The organism is Paenibacillus taichungensis (assembly GCF_050994985.1).
GTDB lineage: Bacteria > Bacillota > Bacilli > Paenibacillales > Paenibacillaceae > Paenibacillus > Paenibacillus taichungensis.
In genome coordinates, this window is the sequence record NZ_CP194720.1 from 743322 (window position 1) to 764970 (window position 21649).

The window sequence follows — 21649 nt, forward strand, 5'->3', positions numbered from 1 at the left end:
TTTACAAATCTCTCCTATAATTACAATCGTGATAGGTCATTTTTACTATGAACGTGGAAGTTTGGGGGGATGAGCCGGACAAGCTCTCATAAAGACGATACATGCAGAATACCAGACAGCAGGGCATGACAAAACAAGGCAAATTAAATGGAATAGAGAAGGGTGACAAGAGCCAATGTCAATGAAAAAGGTGTTAGTGGTGTCCATGGTAGCAACAGTGTTAGGTACTTCTGTGGTTAGTGCAGTATCGGCTGCTCCTGCAGTGAAACCTGCGGCTAATGCAGCTCAGGTGCAAAATTCCACGCTTACAATAAACGGTAACAGCGTCGTCGTTCGTTCCATCGTTAAAAATGGCGAGACACTCGTTTCACTTCGTGATGTGATCAAAGCCATCGGCGCACAAGCCGAAGTACATAGCGGAACAACGGTGATCAAGCTGAATGATCACAGCGTGACGCTCCAAAACAATAGCAAACAAATTGTGGTAGATGACGTCAAAGTGAATCTGAATCAACCGGTTACCATCATCGGTGGTACAAGTTACATCGCTCTTCGTCCACTGGTGTCGGGTGTTGGCGGTACGATTGTCAAGCGAAACGGACTGCTTGAGATCAGTACGGTATCCTTGATCGATGAAGTCGAGAATCCTCGTTTTGCTGGAGCAGATAAGCTGATTGTCTCCAAGAACGATAACAATGGCAGAAACGATTATCTCGTGAATACAACAAGCGGCAAATATGAGTTGTTGTTAACGACAGACGGTGGATCGGATCTCGTTATTTCGCCAAGTGGTGATCAAGCGGCATATACGAATGCCGAAGGAGCCGTTTATGTTATTGATCTGAAGACCAAAGCTTCGAAACTGATCACGAGCGACAACAGCATCAAGCCTGAGTTGGTATGGTCTGCTGACGGGAATGCAATCTACTTCCTGCAAGGGGATAAAGGGTCCGTGATTGCCAAGCTGAATCTGGCAGATGGCGCGATTACGAAAGTGGTCGAAGACAAGGTGGATTATAAGGAAAACCTGAATGTCTCTGCTGACGGCAAGAAATTTATCTATACCGTAACAACACTTGGTACCGTAACTTCGGATACAACCAATGTGGATGAAGACAATGTCTCCATTGATTTCTCATCCAATCAACAGCAAATATTTTCGTATAACACAGCAGATTCAAAACCTGAGGCTGTGAAGCTCACAACATCAACCGACGACAAGGTATTTGTATGGTCTGCTGACGGACAAAAAGCCTACTACGTGAGTGTACCTTCCGAAGACGGTAAAGCATCGTTGCTGTCTGTGGATTCATCTCAAAAGTCTACGCCGGTGTATGCCGAGTACGATGTAGAACAAGCTATTCTGTCGGGTGGAACCTTGTATGTACTGGCGGCCCAGGATGACAGCAACAGCGTGATCCTTTCGATCGACCCGGTAACTGGAAAACAAACCAAGCTATACACCGTATCTTCCGATGTATCCTCCATCGCGGTTGCCGGAACACAAATCTCTGTGGTTGAGAACGGCCGAGTTCTGGTACAAGCTGGCGGAAGCTGGAGAGCCGTTACGAAGTAATGTTTTATATCAAATATGATCACAAGCTTTTTAATTCGAGAGGAGTTTAATTAATATGAAAAAATGGATCAAACCCTTCACAGCAATGCTTATGGCTGTATCTCTGATTGGTGGACTGGGTGGCGCAACGACAGCATCAGCTGCCAAGAGCACAGAGAAAGGCAAAATTGTCATTAACGGTTCCTCCGCATTGCTTCCGCTGACACTTCAAGCTGCCAGCGAATTCAAAAAAGATAATCCAAAAGTTAAAATCTCCGCTTCCGCAGCAGGTTCCATCACAGGTCCTCAATCCGTTCGTAAAGGGATCGCGGACATTGGCGCTGTAGACTGGGATGCATCCAAAGATGTACCTGGCTTCAAGAAATTTGATGGCTTGGTAGCCAATCCGGTAGCTGTAACAGTGTTCACGGCTGTCGTTAATACCAATGTGGGTGTAAGCAATTTGACAACAAAACAACTGCAAGACATCTTCTCCGGCAAAGTGACTAACTGGAAGGAAGTCGGCGGATCGGATGCCAACATCGTTGTGGTTAACCGTAAATTTGGTTCCGGTACACGGGTTAACTTCCAACAAAAAGCACTGGATGGCAAGGACTTCATGAGCAAAGGGGATAACTACAAAGAGGTTGGCTCCAGCGGTGATATGAAAACAACGATTGAAACGACACCAAATGCAATCGGTTATATTGACCTTCCGTATGTGACTAGCAAAATGAAGGCTGTATCCATCAATGGCGTAGCACCAACAGAGAAAAACGTCCTGAACAAAACATACAAAGTATGGGGCATTGGATATTACATGACCAAAGGTCAACCTACGGGAGCAACCAAAGCGTTCATCGAGTATATCCAAAGCAGCAAGTTCCAGAACGGTTCCCTGAAAAAACTGAAATTCATTCCGCTTGCTGCCGTTAAATAACGAAAGCTAAGAACGTTCATCATTCTCGCATTTCATAAGGAAAGGGATAGCCAGCTTCTGCGCACGGTCGCCAAGCTGGCTTCTCTATGTGAAAGGAAGAGCCCTCCATGATCGATTTAAATCCATCCACGAACAGCCCTGCTCCGAGTGAGCTTGGTTCAAGCATCGGCAAGGCTCCCGGATCGGGAACCCGGTTTGACCGTAAGGCGCGTTTAAGATGGTCCAATAAACTGTTTCGCATGGTCTGTATTGGCAGTACATTATTCGTTTGTCTGGTTCTGTTATGCATTCTGGTCCTTATGCTTCGTACGGGCGTTCTTACCTTTGCGGATGTTTCGCTCAGCGAATTCTTTTTCTCTACCAACTGGGACCCGGAAAATGAGCATTACGGGGCGCTGACCTTTATTCTGGGAACGCTGGCACTCACGGGGCTCACAATGTTGTTTGCCATTCCCATCTCCGTCATCATTGCCGTGTTTCTGGCCGAAATGACGCCAAAATGGCTTCGCCATATTCTGCGACCTGTATTGGATCTGTTGGTAGGGATTCCTTCTGTGGTATACGGTTTCTTGGGACTGACGATTCTCATCCCCTGGCTTAGGGATATCAGTGGACATGATCTGGCGGACGGTTTGCTCGCAGCGTCCATTGTTCTGACGATTATGGTGCTGCCTACCATTAGCCGGATCAGTGATGATGCCATATCTGCTGTACCAAACAAATACCGGGATGCAGCTTATGCACTTGGTACGAACCGATTCCAAACCATAACTCGTGTGGTCTTGCCTGCTGCAAGAGGCGGAATCATGTACGCCGTCATTCTCGGGATGACTCGTGCCATTGGAGAGACGATGGCGGTGGTAATGGTCATCGGCAATACGGCGCAGCTCGCTAACAGTCTATTCACACCAACAGCGGTGCTGACAAGTAATATCGTCATGCAAATCTCAAGCGTTGAATTTGATTCTACCTGGAATCATGGGCTATACATGATGGGCTTTATCCTGCTTGCCATTTCCATCTTGATGATTGTAGCCGTAAGATTGCTTCAGAAGAAAGGGGGACGCTACTCATGAGTATGAAGAAGCAGGCGAACGCTGTCCCCGCCTATTCGTTCGGCAAACGCAGAGGTGCATCCACGCTGATGGACCGGATTTTTACGGGCATGGTATGGGGTGTAGGGATTGTCGTCATTTTATTCATTGTTGGACTGTTATTTCTTCTTCTGGAAAAAGGGTTGCCTTTGCTGAGCTGGGACTTTCTATATGGTGTTCCAAGCGAGATTGAAGAAGGAGGAGGGATTGGGCCGGCGCTGTTCAACTCGTTCTATGTGCTAATTCTATCCCTCCTGATCTCTATTCCCATCGGCATGGCGGCCGGGATTTACCTGGCTGAATTTGCTCCAAACAACAAACTTATGGAGATCGTGCGCATTTGCGTGGAGGGACTGTCTTCTGTTCCATCCATCATCTTTGGTTTGTTCGGTATTGCCCTGTTTGTGGAGTTCTTCGAAATTGGTCTTACGATTCTGGGCGCTGCCGTCAGCCTTGCCTTTCTGAATCTGCCTGTGCTTACCAGGGTAACCGAGGAGTCGGTCCGAGCGGTTCCAGTTGAACTTCGTAATGCGTCCTTTGCACTTGGCTCTACCCATTTGCAGACGATCCGTAATGTTTTGCTGCCGGTGGCTATAAACGGAATCATGACAGGCATTTGCCTCACGGCAGGTCGGGCATTCGGAGAGAGTGCCGTCATTATTCTGACCGCAGGGGTGTCTACTTCCGGGGAAATGTGGGACTTCAATTTGCTATCGCCAGGAGGAACCCTTGCTGTACATCTGTGGTACATTCAATCCGAAGCTATTGTGCCGGATGCCGAGGAGATTGCGCAAAAGACAACGGCTGTACTGATCTTTGTGGCCTTGCTCATTAATATTCTGTTCCGTGTGCCAATTTGGCTGAATGCACGCAAAAATCAAGCTTGATGTGTCAGGCTGATCCAGTAACAAGATCAATTTCAACACCGGGAGGAACCATTGTGCAGCCAATCATTGAGATTAACAAATTGAATTTATATTACGGTCAGTTTCAGGCACTTAAGGATGTCTCCATTGAAATTCCGGAACGGGCCATTACCGCTTTTATCGGACCGTCCGGCTGTGGCAAATCGACGCTGCTGCGGACCCTCAACCGCATGAATGACCGGATACCCGGCACACGGATTGAGGGTAAAGTGGCCGTAGGTGGGACGGACATCTACAGCGGCGAGGTGCATGTGGAGACCATTCGCAAGAAGATCGGTATGGTTTTCCAGCAGCCAAATCCCTTTCCGAAATCCATCTACGATAATGTGGCCTTCGGCCCACGACAACATGGCATTCACAGCAAAAAGAAGCTGGACGAAATCGTGGAACAGAGCCTGCGTTCTGCTGTCCTGTGGGATGAAGTAAAGGATAACCTGAAGCGTTCCGCGTTAAGTCTATCCGGAGGACAACAACAGCGCCTCTGCATCGCACGTGCACTGGCAGTGGAGCCGGACATTCTGCTGATGGATGAGGCTACGGCATCGCTTGATCCGGTCTCGACCTTCAAGATCGAGGAGTTGGCTCATGAGTTGAAGGAACGTTATACCATCGTGATGGTCACACACAATATGCAGCAAGCAGCTCGGGTTTCTCAGCAGACGGTGTTTTTCCTGAATGGAGAGGTCGTGGAATACTCCGCTACCCAAGACATGTTCGCCGAGCCCGTTGATTCGCGTACACAGGACTATATTAGTGGTCGTTTTGGTTGATTCTGAATCGGCAAGAGGTGGAAGTCTTTCAGATAGTTATCTGGAAGGCTTTTTTCTCATTTGTGATCTTCACTACCTAGGGCATCATCCCCATATAGTCCATCTCTTTTAATGACATGATCTCGTTGGAAATGTTATTGAGTTTTGTTGAATAAGGTTTAATCGCTTGAAGGAATTCATTAAGGATTTTCTTGCGATCTTTATCAAAGGCGGCTGATGTTATGGAATTCTCTTTTAATACATTATCGTTCTTTACGACTTGTTTAGAATAACTAACTGGATTACCATAATCGATTAGATGCGTAGACCCCGTGAATTTGCCACTAGTTAATGTGCCTTTGGAGAATTCGGAAGGTTTAATCCCAATATATTTTTCTGAAGAGCCGTCTTTCTTTTTATAATTGATAATCGTGTCAAAAAAGTACTGGTCCCCGGTTAACTTTCCATTGAAATAATAGTTTTTGAGGGTGATTGTCGTCGTGTAATCTGTATATCTTAGTGAAACAATATCTGAGGAATGGATTGCGTAATAACCCTGAGACATCTTGCCTTGATTGAATGTTCCATCGTTAATGGTGTTTATGTAAATACTAGGTATAGGATGAACCTTGTTGTCAGAAGTAAGATACTGTACTTCTAACCATTGCGTAATTTCTTTTCCTTTTCCATGATATGTATCATTAATCCACGATCCGTTGTAGGTTTTTGTTGTGAATTCACCTGTTCCTTTACCCATGTTAGATTCATCATAATCATCAAAGGGTACACCCGCACCTTCGACTAATTTATATGTATACTTGCCTTTTCCTTGCCGCTTACCATTCACCCAATCTCCAGAGTATATTTCGGTTTCTCCCCACCTCGCTGTCCCTTTACCATGAGGTTTCCCGTTTAAAACTTCGCCATAAAACGTCGCTCCATCTGACAATTTTAAATTTATTTTCTTCGATGCTGCTTCTGTTGGAGTAGAGCTTAGTAATAGTAAAATTAAAGCTATAATAGTTAGCCCAAAACCTTGATAAAATCTTCTCAAAAGTGTGCAACTCCTTCTATATAATATGATCTATGTCTAATGAGCCAGAGCCATCTTCAATAGTATCGGTTTATTGGGAGAATTTTTCTAGTTTAAATATAAAGTAGAGAGTGCACACATTTCACAACCCGTTAACTTCCCCTTCACAAAAGTAAACATGTAAAAGCTAAATCAAAACCCAGTCAAACCCAGAGTACCTGCGGATTCAGGGCGCATTGCGCCTGTGCATTCGTGGGTTCTTTTTTTATATTAGGCAGATGCTCCGTCCTCAAATATTTACAAAGTCCTTCATTTATACCTCTTCAGCACCTCTGTTCTGCTAATTCTCTTCCTAATGCTCCACTAGCTGTGGTGGAACTTTCCTGAATGGTGAACAAAATCTGAATTTTTCTTCACCCTCTTGCAACCTCTCTCTAGTCCATTCCAGCACCTCAATATGGAGGATGATAGAGCATAATCTTCGTAGATACAGCAAAAGAAATTGTTAACGAAATATAAAGTGATGCAGGGATATGTCAAATTTTTGATAGGCGCTTTCATTGCGTTGACCCTGCCCTCAAAGTTTCTTATATTTACTCCCGACACAACAACTCAGAACGGTGGTGGGATGATTTTGTTCAACAATAAAGGAAAGAAAATGCTCGCTATGCTTACGCTTATACCACTGGCTACGGGCCTTGTCATGGGAGCTTTCCCTGCTGCAGTAACCTATGCGGATGCGGGAGATAACACATCAACCAACAGCTCGGCAACAGGTTCATGGCAAACGGGGGATTTGCACGTACATACCTTTGAGTCCGATGATGCACAGAATTCGTTGGAAAATGTACTCGACGCGGGACTGACGAAGTATGGTCTGGACTGGATCGCGCTTACGGATCATTTGCGGTTATCCAAGCGGGATCAGAATGGAGTAGACATTCCAGGTGGATCGATTCCGATGTCCAAAGGGATGAACGAATACCAGGTGCCACAGATCAAAGCACTTCAGGAAGCGGGCAAATACGCAGGCAAAACGATCTTCTCCGGTTTCGAATGGGACATGCCGACACATGAACACGTTGGGGTGGGTATTCTCACAGATGAGCCGAATTCAACTGAAGCGCTGGAAGCTGCAAACGAATTTGAGTATCGTTTTACCAATCGGGATGCGAATTTGTTCGATGCGGCTGACGTAGCGAATTGGGATCTGACGGGGGGACGTGCCTATACAACTCATCAGGATGCACTAGCTGCTATCAATTGGCTGGCAACCAAGTATCCAACGACGAGTTATGCGATGATCAATCACCCTTCACGGGGCAAAAACAAATATACCATCGCGGACTTCCGTGAGTTCAACGATCTGGCTCCACAAGTTGTTTTTGGTATCGAAGGTATGCTGGGCAACCAGATGGAACCGGATCGCGGTGGGTACAACACAACATACAATGTAGCTAATCCGACCGCAGATGATGGATACAAATACCGTACATACGGTGGTGTGGACTATATGGTCGCCAAGGTGGGCGGTTTGTGGGATGCATTGTTGGGAGAAGGGCGTCACTTCTGGAACTATGGCAATTCGGATTACCATTTCAAGACGATTGACACGAATTCCAGCGGTTATTTTCCGGGCGAATATGCCAAGACCTATTCTTGGGTTGATGGTACTGGGATGCAAGCCGTGCTGGAAGGACTGCGTTCAGGGAAATCATTTTCCGTATTCGGTGATCTGATCAACGCACTGGACTTCACGGCTTCCGGCGCGGGTACTCAAGCTGAAATGGGCGGAGACCTGGGTGTGACCCAAGGTGACGAAGTGGAACTGAAAATCCGTTTCAAGAGTCCAACCACGAGCAACAACTATGAAAAACCTATCAACAGCGGCACGTCCGCTGGACAAGTACCGTTGGTAGATCACGTCGATCTCATCGCCGGAGATGTCACGGGCAAGGCCGAGAAGGGCACAGCCGCATATTCCAAAGACACGAACGACTCCACCAAAGTACTGGCAACCTTCACTTCCAACGATTGGACAACAGATGCGGAAGGTTACAATGTCATCACGTACAAGATCAAAGCCACTGATCAGGATAAATATTATCGCCTGCGCGGTACAAATCTGGGCATGAACGTTGCAGGAGAGACCGTAAATGGTGAACCACAACTTGATCCGAAGATCACAACAGCGGATGCAGAGACTCGGTTCAACGAGATTAATGATCAGAACTATCGCGATCTGTGGTTCTACTCCAATCCGATCTTTGTGAGTTTTACACCTTACAGTGATGCACAGGCGGTAACGGATACGCTTCAAGCGATTGATCTGGGCGATCTGAACGCGGTCACTTCCGATCTTACCCTTCCTGTTGAAGGAAAACATGGAGCCACGATTAGCTGGTCCAGCTCCAACCCGGAATTGATGGATGCACAGGGAAGACTTCTTACACAGCCTGAGAATAATGAGCGACTGGAATTGACGGCAACGGTACAACGTGGCAGCGAAATGGATACCAGAACGTTCACTGTCATTGTGGAAGGAACAAATAATCAGGTATTGGTGTTAAAAGGAAATATGACCACCGCTGACGGCCAGCCGTATCATACGGATACATGGACAAACCAGTCCGTAACGGTTGGTGTAACCAGCGCAGTATACGCGCCAGCCACTTCGGCGACTATTGAGTTGTCTCGTGATGGAGGGCAGACGTACGAACCGTATACAGAGAATAAGCCTTTGGAGATAACGGAGTCGGGAGAGAATAAGCTGTTATTCAGAGCGACAGACGATTTGAACGAAACCTATACTTTACCATTGGTGGTCAAAATAGATCGCGAAATTCCTGTCATCACCCTGCAAGGAAGCAGCCAAATGTCATTAACCGTGGGAGATACGTATAACGACCCTGGAGCACAGGCTACCGATAATGTGGGCATCCGTGGTTCCGTGCAAATTGACGGCACAGTGAACACACAAGCAGCGGGGGTCTACACCCTTCGTTATAACGTGAAAGATATTGCCGGCAATGCTGCACAGGGAGTCACACGTACGGTTACCGTACAAGCCCGTTCGGGTAATGGCGGCGGGGGTTCAGGTAGTGATGGAGGCAACGCTGGAGGGAATTCCGGTGGAAGCACACCAAGCGTACCAACAACGCCTACCGTTCCAACCACACCAACCAACCCGGATACGGGATCAGATTCAACTGCTGAAGTGAAGGTAGAGGTTGAAGCGAATCAGCCAGTACAAACGGGTCTGAAAGACATCGTGCAATTCAACGCTCCGGCTGGAGCTATTGGGGAAAAAGATACGTTGCAGCTGTCCGTTGTATCCAAGGACCAGTTACAGAATGCAGCTTCGCTGAATGTTCTGAGCCAAGCAGTACAGATTACTCGCAGTGGAGGACGGACATTGAACGATCAGGCAGCATTGAGTCTGCAATATGATACTTCCAAGCTGCCACAAGGAACACAGCCAGCGATCTACTATTATAATGAAGCCCGTCAGAGCTGGGTATTCATTGGTGGTAAGACGAATGCAGCAGGGACAATATCGGCTAATGTGAATCATCTGGGTACCTTTGTTGTGTCCAGTTACACAGCTGCTAATATGTCCGATCTGAACGGACACTGGGCATCCGACTATGCAGATCGTTTGATTGGCATGGACGTTATCCAGGGTTACACAGATGGTACATTCGAACCATCCAAAAAGATTACACGGGCAGAGTTTGTTACGTTGATCAGTAAGGCACTGGCTTTGAAGTCCGTGCAGTCGGATACGACGTTTGCAGATCAAGGCAGTCTGCCGGACTGGGCGAAGAGCGATATTGCCGCAGCCGTGCAAGCCGGAATCGTGAAGGGCTATGGAGATAATACGTTCAAGCCTAATCAGACGATCACTCGTGCCGAGATGGCTATGATGATGGCGAATGCATTGAAGTTAAGTGCAGATGCACAGTCGGGAACGAGCAATGATGCTGTAAAACCAAGCTTCACTGACGAGTCGCAAACTCCGGCTTGGGCACAAGATGCACTCAATACAGCCGTTCAGGCCAAAATTGTGAACGGTTATACGGACAATACGGTTCGTGCAGGAAATATGACGACCCGTTCGGAAGCCGCGGCAATGATCTATAAATTGTTGCTCGCAATGTACGTGTAAGAAGTGAAGAAGAGAATTAACCGTATATAAGTAGATAAAAAACGGCCCATATTGTCGAGATAACGTCTCTGTAATTCGTTACAATTCGGAATTGTACAAAAAAGAGGGAATTAGCATATCCTCAATTCGTTAGAATGAAGCGAATTCCAGAACAAAGCGATAGAGAAAAGGCATCGAGCAAAGCCACAGAACAAACCCCAAAAAGGCATTCCCTGTCTTCCGTATGACGTATGACAGGGAATGCCTTTTTTCTTATGATTTTTAGCCAGAGTCCTTCTATGCTGAGCTACTGATTATACTGAAGCACTAACCAGAGGCCATGTTCTCTGCAATCTGACGTAGGCACGCTTCGCACCGCTGCGTAGCAACTCAACCCACAATCCTTGCAGATGAACCATGAAAAAGGCGAAGGAGCTTTCCGCAGGGGGATAAGGTTTCGTTCTCTGCAAGGGAACAACAACCTGATATTGTCCAGAGTTAGCAAGGGATATGTAGAATTCCTGATCCGCCGGCTCCTTACTGAACACAGTGAACAAAATACGCTCCAATTCATCGATATAATGATTACGCAAGTCCTGAATTGGAGCTTGCAGGTGCTGCGGAGGATAAAGGAATGTTTTGAGCATATAAGAAACACTCGGTTCGCTCTCGTAACGATCAATGAAGCTGGACAAGAATTGAAAGAGCACTTCTTTGAAAGCTCCGTCAGAACGAATTTTCGTTAACTGACGGGCGAAATCCAACTCCTGTGTAAGTGAATCATGCAGTAATTCGAGATACAACGCATCTTTACTTGTGAAATATGTGTAAATAGAAGGCTTCTGTATACCGACTTGTTGTGCAATGGTTTGCAACGAAGTGCCGTCAAAGCCGTGAATGGAAAATAACATCACGGAAGCTTGTTTGATCCGTTCCAACGTCATTGTAATCCCTCCCATCACGCGTGCTATTCTATTACTCTATCTGCTGACTCTACATGCTGTGCCCTATCATTCTGTCTGTGGGTTAAGCACTACCCGCACATCTCGTGTGCCCTCACTAACAGACACAATCAAACGAACAACTGAACAATCAAAGTACCATTGAACAAAATCACCTTTGTTTACAAGGCTTCATCCACTTTGGATATGCTCATGGTTGTGGGCTTCAAACGTTTAACAAGGTAGTATATGAGTCCAGCTACGAGCCATCCGGAGCCAAGCATCAACGAGGAAACATCGAGTAGTGTGATAAGATAAAATACGAATCCGGCACCGAGTAGCGGACATAGGAAACGTACGAACATATCACGGGGAGAACGCTGTTTTTCACGAATAATATAGTGGAATATAACGGATAGATTGACGAACAGAAATGCGGTTAATGCACCAAAACTAACAAACATGATCGCTGTCTCCAGGCTGATAAACATAGCCGATAACGAGATGACACTCATGAGAACAATGTTGAACACCGGAGTTCGAAGTGTAGGGTGGAGTGATGCGAATGCTCGTGGCAACAAGGATGTTTTTCCCATCACGAACATAAGACGTGTTACGGTCGTCATGGAAGACATCCCCTGGGATAGTACAGAGAATATAATGACAAAGGTGAATATCGAGGCGAGTAAAGGACCACCGATCGATTGCATGAGTTCAAAACCTGCGGAATCGACATGATTAAACGTGAACGACGGGTACATCTGCTGAATCAGGAAAGCTGTGACGAAATACATTAGTCCTGCCAATAAAACGATGATTATGATGGCCCGAGGGATGGTTTTCCTTGGGTTCTTCGTTTCTTCGGTCATGGTCGTAATGGAATCAAAACCAAGGAACGAGAAGCATACGAGCGAAGCTCCGGCAAGAATCGTGGAAATGGGGACACCATCTTGAGTATTAAGCGGATTCCAGCCTGCGGTGATCCCGCTCTGAAATGCTCTGTATACAAGTAAGGAGCAAAAACCTGCAATGAACAGGATCTGCATGATTACGAAGATTTTGCTGACATTGGCTGATGTTTTGATCCCGATAATATTAATGATCATGACCACAAGGGTACATAACAGAATCCAGACAAAGGAAGGTATCGAGGTGAATTGTGCGTGAAGATTAATACCGAACATGAGCACGGCGATAATACAGGAGAAGAGATAATCCAACAGGATGGCCCACCCGACAAGGAAGCCGATAAATGGGTTCATGGATTTGGTTACATAGGTATACGCTGATCCCGACACGGGGAACGCCTTGGCCATCTGACCATAACTGAGCGCGGTGAACAAGATGGCTATAAATGCAAGCAAGTAAGCTGCGAGAAGCATGCCTCTGGAACCTTCATGCAACACACCGAAACTGGTGAAAAAGATCATGGGTGACATCCAGGACAGACCCATGGTCACGACGTGAGACAACGATAAGTCTCTTTTCAAAGTTAGTTTATCTGACATGGAATCTCCCCCTGATTTCGGAATGTATCGATTTTTTGCATTGGCGTTTGTCATGACACCTCACATTTAACCAAGGTTTTTTGGAAAGCACAAGCTTTTTTTTCGTTAAAAGAGGTGAAAATGCCTGAAAATATAACATGAATCCGATCGCTATATTGAAGAAAATAATTAAAATAAAATTATTGTTGTCACTGTTTTTGTTATGTGTTAGGATTGTTAACATGAAAAGAAACCGAATACAAAATGTTTTCTAGGGTTCCGAACGGTGGCTCACACTGTTGCCTGGTCCGAGAGAAAACGCATGGAAGTAGCCGATCTGGCTCACATCCATGTACACGGCGGGAAAAAAGCCCGGGAGAATGTACCAAATTCATTTTTGGTATTTCTCCCGGGCTTTTTTATATTTTTTTCTACTACACAGGAGGTACTGATATGACTTCAATTCGCATCCAAGCAGGTGGAAAGTGGTCAGGTTACATTAGCCGGGGCAAGAATATTCGAATGACAGCAGCGGGGGATCGCGCTAACCTGACAACACTTCTGTTTCAGGCTTCCGATCCTTCCGAACGTTACAACATGCCGGATTCACTCAAGGCGCAACACACCGCATACCTGACATCTGGTCATGTGTTGATGAGTGATCAGGGCCGTGTCCTTGCATCCATTATCGATGACACGACGGGTTGGCATGATACGTTATCGGGATACACAACACGTCGAAGTACGGATCACAAATATGGAGTCACGACCTATCAGCAGGAGCGAAATGACTGGTACCGTAGCGGATATGAGAATCTGGTGGTAGAGATGTATCGACATCGGCTGACGCCTCGTGATCTCTGTACGCCGGTTAACTTTTTTTCCAAAGTGGTCTGTGAGCTGGATGGCACGATGCGATACGAATCGCAACCGACTGCAGGTGCTTCGATAACGCTTCGCACGGAAATGGAACTTCTTCTCGTCGTATCCAATACACCGAATCCGCTGGACCCGGAAGGGCGTTATCCAGATTCAGTTATTGAGCTGACGTTCAGTGATGCCGAACCTGTGAAGGAAGATGATCGCTGCCTTGTTCATTGTGAGGAGAATCGGAGAGCATTTGAAAATACCTGGCAAGCACAATCGTTACTGAAAGGGGCCTATTAATATGAGCACATCAACATTTGTAGCGACCACGAGCACACGGGAACCCGCCACAGCGATCTACGACCACATCATCCCGGCAGGGGATGGATGGATCCATGATCTGGCCGCAGGCCAGGTACTCCGCATTGTCGATCTGGAAGGGAATCAGGCGGTGGATACACTCTTTTATGCTACGGAAGATCCGGGGGATCACTATAGTGCTATTCAAACGATTACTGGACAGCAAAACCTGTATCTGACGACCGGATCAGTGCTGGTTGCGGAGTCGGGTCGGGAACTGCTTCAGATTACCGCGGATACCTGTGGCAGACACGATACGATTGGTGGAGCTTGCTCGGCACAGAGCAATACCGTTCGGTACTCCCATGATACGCTGCCGATGCATAACTGCCGGGATACGTTCATGCTGATGCTGTCCAGTCGCCCGGAGTTCTCCAAACGGGATCTGGCTCCCAACGTCAATTTCTTCATGAATGTGCCGGTTACGCCCGAAGGCAAGCTCACATTTGCAGATGGCGTATCGGGACCAGGGCGGTATGTGGAACTGGTGGCTCTCGCTCCTGTCACGGTGTTGATCAGCAACTGTCCACAGCTTAACAATCCATGCAATGCATACAATCCGACACCTGCACAGGTGCTGATCTGGGAAGCTGAAGGGAGCGATTCTCATGTTTAAAAAAGTGCTCATAGCCAATCGCGGAGCGATTGCCGTCAGAATCATTCGTACGTTACGTCAGATGGGAATTGCTTCTGTGGCTGTCTACACCCAAGCAGATCGCGATAGTCTGCATGTTGAACTGGCAGATGAATCCATCCTGATCGGTGATGGCCCGGCGAAGGAGAGTTATGTGAATGCCGAACTTATCCTGAACATGGCCTTGGTGGCTGGTGCTGATGCAATTCATCCGGGGTACGGATTTCTAAGTGAGAATGCGACCTTTGCGAGAGCGTGCGGAGAGCAGGGAATTACGTTTATTGGACCAACTGCGGAGCATATTGAACTGTTTGGCCTGAAACATACGGCGCGTTCCATTGCGGAACAGGCGTCTGTGCCGTTACTTCCGGGTACGGGGCTGGTGCCATCGCTGAAGGTGGCGATGGAACAGGCCGCTGCGATTGGTTATCCCGTTATGCTCAAGAGCACCGCAGGTGGCGGCGGGATCGGGATGCGCATCTGCACGGATGAACAAGCGTTGCAAGAGGCATACGATTCGGTAACCCGACTGGCTGTTGCGAATTTTAACGATGGTGGCGTGTTTCTGGAGAAATATATCGCAAGAGCAAGACATGTCGAGGTGCAAGTCTTCGGTAATTCTTTTGGAGAAGCGGTGGCACTGGGTGAACGGGATTGTTCCGTACAACGCCGGAATCAGAAGATTATTGAAGAGACCCCAGCACCGAACCTGCCGGAAGCAACGCGAAGTGCCATGCATGAAAGCGCCAGAAGGCTAGCTGCGACAGCGGGATATCGTAGTGCGGGTACGGTCGAATTCCTGTATGACCCGGAGACAACACAGTTTTATTTCCTGGAGGTCAACACCCGGTTACAGGTGGAGCATGGGGTAACGGAAGAGGTGCTGGGTATTGATCTGGTTGAATGGATGGTTCGGGAAGCAGCCGGAGAGATGGAAAATCTGGCGGCTCTGGTTCATCAGCCGCAAGGCCACAGTTTGCAGGTGCGACTGTATGCGGAGGATTGTTTGCATGATTTTCGCCCGAGTGATGGCCGGATCGATGCTGTCGTGTGGCCCGAACATGTTCGGGTGGAAACGTGGATTCGCAGTGGTGTACAGGTGACAACCCTGTATGATCCGATGTTGGCCAAAGTAATCGTGCATGCCGAATCCAGACAGGCCGCCATAGAGAGCATGATTGAAGCACTCGCTGCATTGCGAGTATACGGCATAACCACCAACCAGACTTACATTCAGGCGTTTCTGGATACGGAGCCTTTTCGGGAAGGGTTGGTATATACGAACATGCTCGCTGGATTCAGTCCGTCAGAGCATGCCATTGAAGTGCTGGACGGCGGGATTCAGACTACGGTGCAGGATTATCCGGGCCGCAAAGGGTATTGGGATATCGGCGTACCGCCTTCGGGTCCGATGGACTCACTTGCATTTCGAATCGGCAATCGCCTGTTAGGTAATGATGAAGGCGCGGCGGGGCTGGAAATGACTTTGCGCGGCGGCTCGTACCACTTCCGCGATGAAATGACTTTCTGCCTGACAGGTGCGGATATGTCTTCAACGCTGGATGGAATACCGATTCCGCTTTACACACCCACACTTGCGGCTCAGGGTTCTACTTTAGTTCTGGGTGAAGCTGTGGTCGGCATTCGGGGTTACCTGCTTGTCTCTGGGGGACTGGATATGCCGCTGACGCTGGGCAGTGCGTCAACCTTTACTCTGGGGGAGTTCGGCGGGCATACGGGCAGTGCACTGCGAACGGGAGCGGTATTGCGAGTTCATCCAGAGCGGCAGCAGGAGCAACAGCAAAGTCAGCAGCGGAATCAGGAGCAAGAGCAAGTGCAACAGCAAGTGCAACAGTCTAAGCCAGAGGGAATGCAGCAACAAGTGCAGCAAGACCTGCAACGGAGAACTGTTTTGCAGCCGCTCTCTCTTCATCAACAACCTGAACTAACCCATACCTGGACGATTGGTGTTATTCCAGGGCCTCACTGCACGCAGGAATATCTGTTACAGGAGTATTTGGAGCAGTTGACGGAGACGGAGTGGGAAGTTCATTTTAACAGCTCACGTACAGGCGTGCGATTGATTGGACCGAAGCCACTGTGGGCAAGGGAAGATGGCGGAGACGCCGGGCTTCATCCATCCAACATTCATGACAATGCCTATGCGGTTGGCGCACTTGATCTGACCGGAGACATGCCAATCCTCTTGGGGCCGGATGGACCGAGTCTGGGGGGATTTGTATGTCCGGTGACAACGGCGTCAGCGGAATTCTGGAAAGTCGGACAGCTGTCTCCGGGCGACAAAATAAAGTTTAAGCTGATCACAGTGGAGGAAGCCGAGCAGCTCCGGGATGCACAGCATACCTATCTCGATGCATTGACCGAGGGGGGCGAACGTCTTTCTTTGCCGAAACTGTTGGATATTTCTTCTGGCGCCTATATGCCAATTCTCGCTTACGAGGAGCAGGGACGGCGGTTCAAGATTGGTATTCGTTGCTCTGGTGACGAGAATATTCTGATTGAATATGGAGATCGGGAACTGGATCTTCTGTATCGCTTCCAGGTCTATGTGTTAATGCAAACGGTGCGTGACAGTGGACGGATACCGTTCATCGAGATGACACCGGGCATTCGCTCCTTGCAGATTCATCTGGACAGCACCCGAATGACGGTGAAGGAAGCCGCAGCGATCATTATGGAACTCGATTTGCAATTACCCTCGCTGGATTCAATTGAAGTGCCATCCCGGATTGTGAAGCTGCCGCTGTCCTGGGATGATCCGGCCACCCAACTGGCGATTGAACGTTACCAGCAAAATGTACGCCTTGATGCGCCTTGGTGCCCCAGTAATCTGGAATTCATTCGCCGCATGAACGGACTCGGCTCGCTGGAAGAAGTCGCTGAGGTGGTATTTAACGCATCCTATCTGGTGATGGGACTGGGTGACGTATATCTCGGAGCGCCAGTAGCTGTACCGCTTGATCCGCGTCATCGTCTGGTGACGACCAAATATAATCCTGCACGCACATGGACACCGGAGAATGCGGTTGGCATTGGCGGCGCGTATCTGTGCATCTATGGCATGGAGGGACCCGGTGGATACCAGTTTGTCGGTCGTACGATCCAGATGTGGAACAAATTCAGGGAGACAGCCAACTTCCAGGAGGGCAAACCGTGGTTGCTGCGTTTCTTCGATCAGATTCAGTTCTATCCGGTATCCCAGGAGGAATTGTTGCAGATGAGAGAGGATTTCCCGCGTGGGCAGATGGTGGTTGACGTGGAAGAGACGACGTTCAATCTGGGCGAATATCTTAGCTGGCTGGAAGAGATTCAGGAACCTTCCGCACGTTTCCGGGATACACAGCAGGCTGCATTCCAGCAGGAGCGGGAGTACTGGAAGGAGCTTGGCATCGCAGAACATGTGTCCGAACCGGAAGGTTCGAGTGCGGCGGAGCAAGAGGCTTTGCCCGAAGGAAGTCTGGAAGTGAACAGTTCGATGTCCGGCAGTGTATGGAAGGTGCTTGTGGAAGTGGGTCAGAAGGTACTCCAAGGCGAAGACATTATAATAGAAGAAAGTATGAAAATGGAGTTCCCGCAAAAGGCACCGTATGACGGAATTGTCGCTTCCATCTATGTCTCATCGGGGGATCAGGTTCGTGCCGGGGACTGCATTGCAGCTATATATCCTGTAGAAGAGGTGAACGCGTCATGAGCCAATCATCTGTACCAGGGCAATTCACCGTAGCTAGCTTGCAAAAGGCTTATCGCCATCGCCACTTCACCCCTCAGGATGTGATCGAGGCCATTATCCAGCGGGCAGAGCTTGCCCGGGATCGTAACATCTGGATTCTGCCGCCGACCCTTGAACGGATACAGCCGTTCCTGGATCGACTGGCGCAGATGAAACCGGAGGATTGCCCGTTATGGGGCATTCCGTTTGCCATCAAAGACAATATCGAGGTAGCCAGTTGGCCGGTTACGGCGGCTTGTCCTGACTACGCTTATGTCCCGGATCGCCATGCGACCGTGGTAGAACGACTTATTGCTGCCGGTGCCATCCCGGTGGGGAAATGCAATCTGGATCAGTTCGCCACCGGACTTGTGGGCACACGCAGTCCGTATGGTGATACACATAATGCGCTTCGTCCCGAACTGATCAGCGGTGGCTCCAGTTCGGGGTCGGCCATAGCGGTAGCATCTGGTCAGGCGGCGTTTGCTCTCGGAACGGATACCGCCGGATCAGGACGTGTGCCAGCAGCGCTGAATAATCTTGTTGGATATAAGCCGGCGGTGGGTGCATGGCCTTCGGCTGGAGTCATTCCCGCTTGTCGCAGCATCGATTGCGTCACTGTATTCGCTCATGAGCTGGTCGATACACAGCGCGTGGACGAGGTGGTTCGGGGTGTGGATGTGCAAGATCCGTATTCTGTGCATCGCCCGTTGAGTCGAGGGGAGATGCCGCGTACCTTTTTGCTGCCGTCCAATGCAATGGAATTCTATGGCCCTTATGCTATAGCGTATGAAGAGGCATGGAACCGGAAGAAGGAAGCCATTCTAGCATCCGGCGTAGCTGTGAAAGAGATCGATATTGCCATGCTACAAGAAGCGGCGGCACTTCTGTACGAAGGTCCTTTGGTTGCGGAGCGCTGGTCTGATCTGGATGAATATGTGGAGGCACATGGGGAAGCGGTCTTTCCGGTTACGAAGACGGTACTGGAGTCTGGGAAAAAAGAAGCCTTTACCGCTTCAGCCTTGTTCAAGGCCCAGCATCGCTTGGCAGAGATTCGGCGGCACACCGCGACTTTGCTGGAGGATGCCGTGCTGATTCTGCCGACATGTGGGGGAACCTGGACCCGCGAGCAGGTGATCACGAATCCAATCGAAACGAACAGCAAGATGGGACTGTACACCAACCATTGCAATCTGCTTGATCTGAGTGCCGTGGCGATTCCCGCAGGCTGGGCAGAGGAAGGGCTTCCTTTTGGCATAACACTGTTTGCCGGCCCGGAAGAAGAAGCGAATATCATCGTGGCATCTGAACTTCTGCTTCAGCAGGAAGATGTCATTACGGTTGCTGTGTGCGGACTTCACCTGCGCGGAATGCCACTGGAACCCCAGATGACTGGACTCGGTGCCGTATTTCGGGAAGAGTCGCTGACGGCGCCTGTGTATGAGATGTATGCACTGCCCACCACGCCAGCCAAGCCTGGTCTTGTGCGCACAGTGACAGGCGGCTCATCCATTGAAGTCGAGCTGTGGGAGATGCCGCGCGCTTCGTTTGGAGCCTTCACCGCGTCGATCCCCGCCCCGCTTGGCATCGGTCAAGTCGAGATGATCGATGGCAGAAGCGTGAGCGGATTTGTCTGTGAGGCCTACGCTGCGGAAGGTGCCGAAAAGATTAGTGACTCGGGCGGATGGAGAAAGTGGATTGAGACAAGGGTTAGAGCTTGAGTGGGATTAGCGATATAATTAAATAAGGTGTCAAAAACAAGTCTTTCGGATATGATCTGAAAGACTTTTTGCTGTATGTTTAGATGGGGGGAACCAAGCGGTAACTGATAGAAAAAGCGGTGCTTTACCTGAACTTGTACGTTATGATAATAATCCAGTGATGAAAGGAACGTCTGCACGTATACGGATGGGGTTCAAGTGTGCAAGTCCCACAAACGCAATGTGAAGCGATTGAAGTGGAACAGGCCGGACTAAAAGTGAGAATGAAAAATACTGCAGAATATAGCGTTCCAGAGCAACTTCAGCAGCAGTTCGATGAAAAAAGCAATCCAAAACGAAATTTTCACGAATAGAGAAGTACATGCAGCCGATCCTGGAGGGTAAAGGATTGAATGATTAAGGTTTGTGCTTGATAAAGGTATCTACCATCCAATCAAAAAATCTTTGCTTCTCTTCATAATGTGGGTAGTGAGCCGAGTTATTAAAGCCAATGAATTCCTTTTGATTTCCTTCAATCTGGTCAAAAAACACCTTGGCGGCATGGGATGAAGTCATTAAGTCGTAATCTCCCATGACAAAATAAAAGGGGAGGTCCAGCTTCGTAATCAAGGATGGCAAAGGACGGCTCAGGGCTTCACTTATCAATATTTCTTGCGAATATATGATCCCTTTATTAAAACGAATGGCATCCAGCATATTATATTCATGGCTGAACGTCATTCCCAGGAAGCTGGTGTCAGGGCTGTCCATCAACCTTGATGTGCCTCCATAACGTTTAACGATATCTCGCGGCGTGAATGCCTGTCCTTGTTTGATCGGTTCATAGATCTGCTCCAACTGCTCTACATCTTCATGATTATCAGCCAACAGGGCTTGCTCCATAACGTACTTCCATCCGTCCATCTCGCTCTGTTGTGTATCTGCCATCTGCCCGATCCCAATGTAGGCTTCATATTTATCGGGTGCTCGATGCGCAGCAAGAGTTGCTATGTATGTTCCGTACGAATGACCCATCAGGATCACCTTTTTCTTCCCCAGACGTTGAGTAATATAATCCGTGACGGCCAGTGCATCCTCAACCAGCAAGTTAGCTGAGAGATTGGAATAGTCCTCAAAAAAATGATAGGATTTGCCGCTTGCTCTCTGATCATAGTTCACAATCGTAAACTGAGATTCTAGTAAATCTTGGTACTTTTTCGCGTACGGAAGTTCAGATGCACCCGGTCCACCGTGTAAATACAGGATAACTGGGTTGTCCAGATTCTGTCCTCTGATCATGATTTCATGTCCCGTGCCGTTGATTATAACTTGTTCCAATGCATGAATAGGGTTTGTTCCTTTTATTTTTGGCGTCCATGTTGGAAAGTAAAGAACTGCGAGTGATAGGGTTAGAGTCGTAACACCAAGCCACAAACCTGTTTTTTTCATTTTGTTCATAGGATATGTCTCCTCTGGTTCAATGTCT

15 protein-coding genes and 1 riboswitch are annotated in these 21649 nt (G+C 48.4%); of the genes, 11 read left to right on the forward strand and 4 right to left on the reverse strand.

The window, feature by feature from the left end; translation table 11 throughout:
- Window positions 1-181: 181 nt before the first annotated feature.
- The 5 genes from ACR1R9_RS03460 to pstB all read left to right on the forward strand — a co-directional run bounded on the left by ACR1R9_RS03460 (window position 182) and on the right by pstB (window position 5285).
- Complete coding sequence (locus ACR1R9_RS03460; RefSeq protein ID WP_433921744.1) at window positions 182-1576, forward strand: stalk domain-containing protein; 1395 nt, start codon at window positions 182-184, stop codon at window positions 1574-1576.
- Between the two features lie 55 nt (window positions 1577-1631).
- Window positions 1632-2495, forward strand: coding sequence for a phosphate ABC transporter substrate-binding protein (locus ACR1R9_RS03465; RefSeq protein WP_063565318.1), 864 nt, complete (start codon window positions 1632-1634; stop codon window positions 2493-2495).
- 107 nt (window positions 2496-2602) lie between these two features.
- A complete protein-coding gene (gene pstC / locus ACR1R9_RS03470) occupies window positions 2603-3571 on the forward strand; it encodes a phosphate ABC transporter permease subunit PstC (protein WP_433921743.1) in 969 nt (322 codons plus the stop codon).
- Window positions 3568-4476 (forward strand): phosphate ABC transporter permease PstA, encoded by a 909-nt coding sequence (pstA, locus tag ACR1R9_RS03475; protein WP_064635983.1) that lies wholly within the window; start codon window positions 3568-3570, stop codon window positions 4474-4476. Before pstC ends, pstA begins: the two co-directional genes overlap by 4 nt.
- 53 nt (window positions 4477-4529) lie before the next feature.
- Complete coding sequence (gene pstB / locus ACR1R9_RS03480) at window positions 4530-5285, forward strand: phosphate ABC transporter ATP-binding protein PstB (protein ID WP_179087129.1); 756 nt, start codon at window positions 4530-4532, stop codon at window positions 5283-5285.
- Window positions 5286-5361: 76 nt separating this feature from the next.
- On the opposite strand, the gene ACR1R9_RS03485 is transcribed toward pstB, so the two are convergent.
- Window positions 5362-6318 carry a hypothetical protein gene (locus ACR1R9_RS03485; RefSeq protein ID WP_433921742.1) on the reverse strand — a complete coding sequence of 319 codons (957 nt, stop codon included), beginning with the start codon at window positions 6316-6318 and terminating at the stop codon, window positions 5362-5364.
- 613 nt (window positions 6319-6931) lie between these two features.
- On the opposite strand from ACR1R9_RS03485, the gene ACR1R9_RS03490 reads away from it, so the two are divergent.
- The gene (locus tag ACR1R9_RS03490; protein WP_433921741.1) at window positions 6932-10465 is read left to right on the forward strand and encodes an S-layer homology domain-containing protein; all 3534 of its coding nucleotides are present in this window, start codon (window positions 6932-6934) and stop codon (window positions 10463-10465) included.
- A gap of 293 nt (window positions 10466-10758) precedes the next feature.
- Here ACR1R9_RS03490 and ACR1R9_RS03495 read toward each other — a convergent pair whose 3' ends face one another.
- Window positions 10759-11388 carry a TetR/AcrR family transcriptional regulator gene (locus tag ACR1R9_RS03495; protein WP_433921740.1) on the reverse strand — a complete coding sequence of 210 codons (630 nt, stop codon included), beginning with the start codon at window positions 11386-11388 and terminating at the stop codon, window positions 10759-10761.
- A gap of 179 nt (window positions 11389-11567) precedes the next feature.
- Window positions 11568-12893, reverse strand: a complete 1326-nt coding sequence (locus ACR1R9_RS03500; protein ID WP_433921739.1) for an APC family permease — start codon at window positions 12891-12893, stop codon at window positions 11568-11570.
- 239 nt (window positions 12894-13132) lie between these two features.
- Window positions 13133-13253: riboswitch (guanidine-I (ykkC/yxkD leader) on the forward strand.
- A 72-nt stretch (window positions 13254-13325) separates the two neighbouring features.
- Between ACR1R9_RS03500 and ACR1R9_RS03505 the strand changes: the two genes are divergently transcribed.
- The 5 genes from ACR1R9_RS03505 to ACR1R9_RS03525 all read left to right on the forward strand — a co-directional run bounded on the left by ACR1R9_RS03505 (window position 13326) and on the right by ACR1R9_RS03525 (window position 20537).
- The gene (locus ACR1R9_RS03505; RefSeq protein ID WP_326066087.1) at window positions 13326-14039 is read left to right on the forward strand and encodes an urea amidolyase associated protein UAAP1; all 714 of its coding nucleotides are present in this window, start codon (window positions 13326-13328) and stop codon (window positions 14037-14039) included.
- A 1-nt stretch (window position 14040) separates the two neighbouring features.
- The gene (locus ACR1R9_RS03510) at window positions 14041-14715 is read left to right on the forward strand and encodes an urea amidolyase associated protein UAAP2 (RefSeq protein ID WP_433921738.1); all 675 of its coding nucleotides are present in this window, start codon (window positions 14041-14043) and stop codon (window positions 14713-14715) included.
- Complete coding sequence (gene uca / locus ACR1R9_RS03515) at window positions 14708-18445, forward strand: urea carboxylase (protein WP_433921737.1); 3738 nt, start codon at window positions 14708-14710, stop codon at window positions 18443-18445. The genes ACR1R9_RS03510 and uca overlap by 8 nt, the downstream gene beginning before the upstream one ends.
- The gene (locus ACR1R9_RS03520; RefSeq protein ID WP_433921736.1) at window positions 18442-20184 is read left to right on the forward strand and encodes an allophanate hydrolase; all 1743 of its coding nucleotides are present in this window, start codon (window positions 18442-18444) and stop codon (window positions 20182-20184) included. The genes uca and ACR1R9_RS03520 overlap by 4 nt, the downstream gene beginning before the upstream one ends.
- A 200-nt stretch (window positions 20185-20384) precedes the next feature.
- Complete coding sequence (locus tag ACR1R9_RS03525; RefSeq protein ID WP_310853997.1) at window positions 20385-20537, forward strand: hypothetical protein; 153 nt, start codon at window positions 20385-20387, stop codon at window positions 20535-20537.
- Window positions 20538-20580: 43 nt separating this feature from the next.
- On the opposite strand, the gene ACR1R9_RS03530 is transcribed toward ACR1R9_RS03525, so the two are convergent.
- Window positions 20581-21621, reverse strand: a complete 1041-nt coding sequence (locus ACR1R9_RS03530) for an alpha/beta fold hydrolase (RefSeq protein WP_433921735.1) — start codon at window positions 21619-21621, stop codon at window positions 20581-20583.
- Window positions 21622-21649: the final 28 nt, after the last annotated feature.